The sequence below is a fragment of the Sulfuricaulis sp. genome, assembly GCF_041499725.1.
GTDB lineage: Bacteria > Pseudomonadota > Gammaproteobacteria > Acidiferrobacterales > Sulfurifustaceae > Sulfuricaulis.
The window spans coordinates 1-6,674 of the sequence record NZ_JBGQKW010000111.1 but is presented as its reverse complement, the minus strand read 5'-3'; the positions used below and the strand labels follow the sequence as shown (position 1 = coordinate 6,674).

General features: G+C 62.2%; 8 protein-coding genes. All 8 read left to right on the top strand.

Annotated features, from left to right (window positions below):
• The coding region (locus ACC569_RS13450; protein ID WP_372524046.1) for a cytochrome D1 domain-containing protein at nucleotides 1-1,679 on the top strand (1,679 nt) is incomplete at its 5' end.
• Nucleotides 1,680-1,735: 56 nt separating this feature from the next.
• Nucleotides 1,736-2,074: a cytochrome c gene (locus ACC569_RS13445; protein ID WP_372524045.1), complete on the top strand. Its 339-nt coding sequence runs from the start codon at nucleotides 1,736-1,738 to the stop codon at nucleotides 2,072-2,074.
• Nucleotides 2,064-3,254, top strand: coding sequence for a cytochrome D1 domain-containing protein (locus ACC569_RS13440; protein WP_372524044.1), 1,191 nt, complete (start codon nucleotides 2,064-2,066; stop codon nucleotides 3,252-3,254). Before ACC569_RS13445 ends, ACC569_RS13440 begins: the two co-directional genes overlap by 11 nt.
• The gene (locus ACC569_RS13435; RefSeq protein WP_372524043.1) at nucleotides 3,251-3,709 is read left to right on the top strand and encodes an AsnC family transcriptional regulator; all 459 of its coding nucleotides are present in this window, start codon (nucleotides 3,251-3,253) and stop codon (nucleotides 3,707-3,709) included. Before ACC569_RS13440 ends, ACC569_RS13435 begins: the two co-directional genes overlap by 4 nt.
• Before the next feature lie 52 nt (nucleotides 3,710-3,761).
• Nucleotides 3,762-4,295 (top strand): Lrp/AsnC family transcriptional regulator, encoded by a 534-nt coding sequence (locus ACC569_RS13430; RefSeq protein ID WP_372524042.1) that lies wholly within the window; start codon nucleotides 3,762-3,764, stop codon nucleotides 4,293-4,295.
• The gene (locus ACC569_RS13425) at nucleotides 4,295-4,738 is read left to right on the top strand and encodes an Lrp/AsnC family transcriptional regulator (RefSeq protein ID WP_372524041.1); all 444 of its coding nucleotides are present in this window, start codon (nucleotides 4,295-4,297) and stop codon (nucleotides 4,736-4,738) included. The genes ACC569_RS13430 and ACC569_RS13425 overlap by 1 nt, the downstream gene beginning before the upstream one ends.
• Nucleotides 4,735-5,265, top strand: a complete 531-nt coding sequence (locus tag ACC569_RS13420) for an Lrp/AsnC family transcriptional regulator (RefSeq protein WP_372524040.1) — start codon at nucleotides 4,735-4,737, stop codon at nucleotides 5,263-5,265. The genes ACC569_RS13425 and ACC569_RS13420 overlap by 4 nt, the downstream gene beginning before the upstream one ends.
• Nucleotides 5,266-5,267: 2 nt before the next feature.
• Complete coding sequence (gene nirJ, locus ACC569_RS13415; RefSeq protein ID WP_372524039.1) at nucleotides 5,268-6,470, top strand: heme d1 biosynthesis radical SAM protein NirJ; 1,203 nt, start codon at nucleotides 5,268-5,270, stop codon at nucleotides 6,468-6,470.
• The last annotated feature ends 204 nt before the right edge of the window (nucleotides 6,471-6,674 follow it).

Genomic DNA, 6,674 nt, shown 5'->3' with positions numbered 1-6,674 from the left:
TTACCGGTGCCGCAGGGGCGGAGGAAAAACCTTCCGGCCATCCGGGAACGCCGGAGACGGAAATGCGCTACAAGGGCGCGCCGGTGCCGATCAAGCCGGAACAGGCCGAAACCGTGGTGTCGCCGAAAGCGCCGCCGTTGACGGAGGCTGAATTCACCCGCGCCAAGCAGATTTACTTCGAGCGCTGCGCCGGCTGTCACGGCGTGCTGCGCAAGGGCGCCACCGGCAAGCCGCTGACCCCCGATATCACCCTCAACAAGGGCACAGATTATCTCAAGGTGTTCATCAATTATGGTTCACCCGCGGGCATGCCCAACTGGGGCACCTCCGGTGTGCTGAGCGATCAGGACGTGGACTTGATGGCGAAGTTCCTGCAGCACGAACCGCCGACACCACCCGAGTTCGGCATGAAGGAAATGAAGGCGTCATGGAAAGTGATCGTACCGCCGGCAGAACGCCCGAAAAAGAAAATGAACAACATCAACTTGGCCAACGTCTTCTCGGTGACGTTGCGCGATGCCGGCCAGGTCGCGCTGATCGATGGCGATACCAAGAAAATTGTCAGCGTGATCGATACCGGGTACGCGGTGCACATCTCACGTATGTCCAATTCGGGCCGCTATCTATATGTGATCGGACGCGATGCGCAGATCAACCTGATCGATCTGTGGATGGCGCAACCCGCCAACGTCGCCGTGATCAAGGTGGGCCTTGAGGCGCGCTCGGTTGAAACCTCCAAGTACAAGGGCTACGAGGATACCTATGCGATCGCCGGTTCCTACTGGCCGCCCCAGTACACGATCATGAAAGGCGATACGCTCGAGCCGCTCAAGATCGTCGCCACCCGCGGTTTTACGGTGGACACACAGGAGTATCATCCCGAACCGCGCGTAGCCTCGATCGTCGCCTCGCACTTTCACCCTGAATTCGTGGTGAACGTGAAGGAGACCGGCCATACGCTGATGGTGGATTACTCGGACATCAACAACCTCAAGGTGACCGACATCGGCACCGAGCGTTTCCTGCATGATGGCGGTTTTGACTCCACCAAGCGTTACTTCATGGTGGCGGCCAATCAGCGCAACAAGATCGCCGTCGTGGATTCCAAGAACGACAAACTCGTGAAACTCGTGGAGGTCGGCAAAATCCCGCACCCTGGCCGCGGCGCCAACTTCGTCGATCCGAAGTATGGTCCGGTGTGGGCCACGGGACATCTGGGCGATGACACTATCGCCTTGATCGGCACCGATCCGGTAAATCATAAGCAAAATGCCTGGAAAGTAGTGCGTTCACTCAAGGGCCAGGGCGGCGGGTCGTTGTTCATCAAGACCCATCCCAAGTCTAAGAATCTGTGGGTGGACACCGCGCTCAATCCGAACACCGAGATCAGCCAGTCGACGGCCGTGTTCGACATCAACCATCTCGACAAGCCGTTTGAGGTGGTGAAGGTCGCCGAGATGGCCGGTCTGGGCGAAGGTCCGAAGCGTGTCGTGCAGCCCGAGTACAACAACAAGGGCGACGAAGTCTGGTTCTCGGTGTGGAACGGCAAGACCCAGGAATCCGCCATCGTGGTGCTCGACGACAAGACGCGCAAGCTCAAGACCGTGATCAAGGACAAGCGCCTGGTCACGCCGACGGGCAAGTTCAACGTCTATAACACGCAGCACGACGTCTACTAGTCCGTGGCAGTAAGGGGTGGGAGATATCCCGCCCCTCAACGGGAGAGCAGGTTCGCATGCGCAGGCCCAGGCATAAGACCGGCATCACCCTCGCCGCGCTGGGCGCGTTGTGGGCGTCTGCGGTGTGCGCCGAGATCCCCGCCGCGAGGCAAACCGAGCTGATGTATTTTCTTACCCAGGATTGCGGTTCGTGCCACGGGCTGACGCGCAAGGGCGGTCTCGGCCCCGCGCTGACACAGGAGGCGCTGGCCGGCAAGTCCGCCGTCATGTTGCGCGAAGTGATTCTTCACGGCCGGCCGGGCACGCCGATGCCGCCGTGGAAGAGTTTCCTGAACGAGCAGGAAGCAGACTGGTTGGTGCAGGTACTGCTCGCGGGCAAAACCGATGCGCACTGAATTTTTCCAATCCTTCCTCAAAATTTTCCTGAGTCTCATCGGCGCCGTGCTGGTTTCGGCGTGTGCCTCGCCGCGCGGCACGGGAGATCTGGGTATCATTGTTGAACGCGCCAGCGGCAGCGTGCAGGTGGTTGAAACCACCCACCACACGCGTCTGGCACTGGTTCCGGGCCTGGGCGACTTGTCGCATGCCTCGGCCGTGTACTCGCGCGATGCGCGTTATGCCTACGTCTTCGGGCGCGACGGTGGGCTGACCAAGGTCGATCTGCTGCGCGGGCGCATCGACAAGCGCGTCGTGCAGGCGGGCAACGCCATCGGCGGCGCGATCTCGCAGGACGGACGCCTGATCGCGGTTTCCAATTACGAACCGGGCGGCGTGAAGGTGTTCGCCGCCGACACGCTCGATCTGCTTGCCGACATCCCTGCGGGTTCGGGCGACAGTCAGCGCCGTTCCAAGGTGGTGGGGTTGGTGGATGCGCCGGGCGATCGTTTCGTGTTTTCTCTGTGGGACGCCGGCGAGATCTGGGTGGCGGATATGCGTAACCCACGTCAACCGCAGGTGCAGAAATTTCCCCATGTCGGCAAACAGCCGTACGACGGCACGGTGACGCCTGACGGGCGTTACTACATCGCCGGTCTTTTCGGCGAGGACGGGCTGGCGCTGCTCGACCTGTGGCAACCGGAAAAAGGCGTGCGCCGCGTGCTGGAAGGCTACGGGCGCGGGCAGGAACCGCTGCCGGTATTCAAGATGCCACACATGGACTACTGGGCGCAGGCAAACGACATCGCCTATGTGCCGGCGGTCGGGCGGCACGAGGTGCTGGTGATCGACCAGAAGAACTGGACGGAAGCCGGCCGCGTCGTTGTGGCCGGCCAGCCGGTGTTCGTGATCGCGCGTCCGGACGGACGCCAGCTATGGGTGAACTTCGCGCCCCCGGACAACGACACGGTGCAGGTCATCGACACGCTGTCGCTCAAGATCATCCGCACGCTCAAGCCCGGCAAGGCGGTACTGCACATGGAATTCACGCCGCGCGGAGAGCAGGTGTGGCTGTCCGTGCGCGATGAGGACCGGGTGGACGTGTACGACACCGACAGCTTCGAGCGCGTCACGTCGCTGCCCGCGGACAAACCGAGCGGGATTTTCTTTACTTCGCGCGCGCACAGGATCGGGCAATGAGGCTGGAACTGACCGAACTCGACCGCCGCCTGTTGAATGATTTTCAGCAGGATTTTCCGTTGTCACCGACGCCGTATGCCGACATGGCGCGGAATCTCAGTGTGACGGAAGCGGAAGTGCTCGCGCGGCTGGAGGCGCTCAAAAGCGCCGGGGCCGTCAGCCGCGTCGGCGCCGTGGTGCGGCCCAACACCGTCGGCGTGAGCACGCTCGCGGCCATGGCGGTGCCGCCGGAGGAACTCGAATCGGTCGCGGCGATCGTCAACGGTTATACCGAGGTCAATCACAACTACGAGCGCGAACACCGGTTGAATCTGTGGTTCGTGGCCACGGCGCCGGACATGGCGCGCCTGCATTCGGTGCTGGCCGAGATCACCATCCGTACCGGCTACGAAGCGCTGTCGTTTCCGCTCGTGGAGGATTATCACATCGACCTGGGGTTCGATCTAAGAATATGACAGGACGAACGAGCATAGCGAAGTAGGGATTCGTGTCAGGGCTACTATGGAAATGAATGTCGTCAAGCATTCCGCGATGACGCTGCAGCGGCCGCCGGTGGATGATGTTGACCGGCGGTTGCTGGCGGCGATCCAGCATGGTCTTCCGCTGGCGCCGCGTCCCTATGCCGAGATCGGCGCGCGCCTGGGTCTGACCGAGGCGCAGGTGATCGCGCGGCTCGCGCACCTGAAGGCGAGCGGCGTGATCCGCCGTTTCGGCGTGGTGGTGCGGCACCACGAACTCGGCTATTCGGCCAACGCCATGGTGGTGTGGGACGTGCCGGACGGGCAGGTGGCCGAGCTCGGGCGCTGCCTGGCGGGCTTCGATTTCATCACGCTCTGTTACCGCCGTCCGCGGCGCCGGCCCCAGTGGCGTTACAACCTCTACTGCATGATTCACGGGAAGAGCCGCGAAGCGGTGCTGGCGCATCTCGAGTGGATGGTGAACCACTGCGGACTTCAGAACCTGACGCACGAAGTCCTGTTCAGCCGCCGCCGTTTCAAACAGCGCGGCGCCATTTATACGTCTGGAAAGAGGGAATGTTGATGGATGCCGTGGATCGCGCCATCGTCAATCAGCTGCAGGGCGGCTTTCCCATCTGCGAGCGGCCGTATGCCGAAGCCGCCACGAATCTGGGCCTGACCGAGGATGAGCTGATGCAGCGTCTCGACGTATTGCTGGGAAACGGCACGCTCACCCGTTTCGGGCCGATGTACCACGCCGAACGTCTCGGCGGCGCGCTCACGCTCGCGGCGATGCAGGTTCCGGCGGAGGATTTCGAACGGGTGACGGAAATTGTGAACCGTTTTCCCGAGGTTGCGCACAACTATGCACGCGAGCACGCGTTCAACATGTGGTTCGTGCTCGCCACGGAAAAGCCGGAGCGAATTGAAGAAGCGATCGGTGAAATCGAGAAGGCCGCCGGCTACCGGGTATACAACATGCCCAAGCTAGAAGAATTCTACGTGGGCCTGAGGTTTACGGTATGAACGCGCACGCCGCTGAAATCCTTGCCCACGCCGGATTCGAGGCCGCCACGATACTGGATGCCGTGGACCGCCGCATTGTTCTGGCGACCCAGGCGGGGCTGCCGCGCGTGAGCCGTCCGTATCATGTCATTGCCGGGCAACTGGGCGTCAGTGCCGACGAAGTCATGGCGCGCCTGCGGCGCATGCTGGAAGCGGGCATCATCCGCCGCATCGGCGCGGTGCCGAACCATTACGCCCTTGGCTACCAGGCCAACGGCATGTCGGTGTGGGATGTGCCGGAAGAGCGAATCCGCGAGCTGGGACAGAAAATCGGTGCACTGGATTTCGTCAGCCACAGCTATCACCGTCCACGGCATCCGCCGGAATGGCCGTACAACCTGTTCGCGATGGTGCATGGGCGCGACCGTGCCGAGGTCGAGGCCAAGGCGGCGCAGATCGCCGCATTGCTCGGCGATGCCGATCGGGGCCACGCGGTGCTGTACAGCACGCGCATCCTCAAGAAAACCGGCCTGCGCCTGGGAGGTTGAGCATGTTCCGCATTTCCCAGTACATGCAGGAGATCAAACAGCCCACGCCGCTCGGGCCGAAGCGGAACCCGCCCGGACCGGTGGTGATCTGGAACCTGATCCGGCGCTGCAACCTGACCTGCAAGCACTGCTACTCGATTTCCGCGGACACGGATTTTCCTGGGGAGCTTTCGACCGCGGAAGTTTACCAAGTCATGGACGATCTCAAGGGTTTCCACGTGCCGGTTCTGATTCTCTCGGGTGGCGAGCCGCTCATGCGCCGCGACATCTTCGACATCTCGCGCCGCGCCAAGCAGATGGGCTTTTACGTCGGTTTGTCCACCAACGGCACGCTGATTAACGAATCCAATATCGAACAGATCGCCGCGATCGGTTACGACTACGTCGGCATCAGCATCGACGGCCTGCGCGCTACGCATGACCGATTCCGGCGTCTCGAAGGCGCCTACGACGCCTCGATGCACGCGATCCGCCTGTGCCACGCGCGCGGCATCAAGGTCGGCATGCGCTTCACCATGACGCAGGACAACGCCGCGGAGCTTCCCGAGTTGCTCAATCTCATGGAAGCCGAGGGCATCGACAAGTTCTACCTCTCGCATCTCAACTATGCCGGGCGCGGCAACATCAACCGCAAAGACGACGTGATCCTGAAAACGACGCGCTGGGCCATGGACCTGCTGTTCGACAAATGCTGGGAATACACGCAACGCGGCTTGCATAAGGAGTTCGTCACCGGCAACAACGACGCCGACGGCGTGTATCTGCTGTTCTGGGTACGCAAGCACTTTCCGCACCTGGAAGCCCCACTGCGCGCCAAGCTCGCGCAGTGGGGCGGCAATTCCTCCGGTGTGAATATCGCGAATATCGACAATCTCGGCAATGTCCATCCCGACACCTTCTGGTGGCATTACAGCCTGGGCAGCGTGAAGGAAAGACCGTTCTCGCAGATCTGGCAGGATGTTTCCGACCCACTCATGGCCGGACTCAAGGCCAGCCCGCGCACAATCAAGGGCCGTTGCGGCGCCTGCCAATACTTCGACGTTTGCGGCGGCAACACGCGCGTGCGTGCACATCAACTCACAAACGATCCCTGGGCCGAAGACCCGGCGTGTTATCTCACCGATGAAGAGATCGGCGTCGAGGGTCTCGGCGAGCGTCTGCAGAATCGGCCGTACACGCGCATCGCCATTCTGGCGGCGAAGTAGCCGCTCTTTTGCGACTCGCCGCAAGATAGGCGGCGCGCAACGGCGTACAATCCGCGCATGGAACAAGGCGTGAATCCCGAAGAGCAACGACAGTTGGCGGCGCTGCTGCGCGGCCAGCGCTGGGCGGCGCTCGCGACCGCGCGCGACAACGAGCCGCTCGCCACCTGGGTGGCGCTGGCGCCCGAGGATGACCTGGGCGGTTTC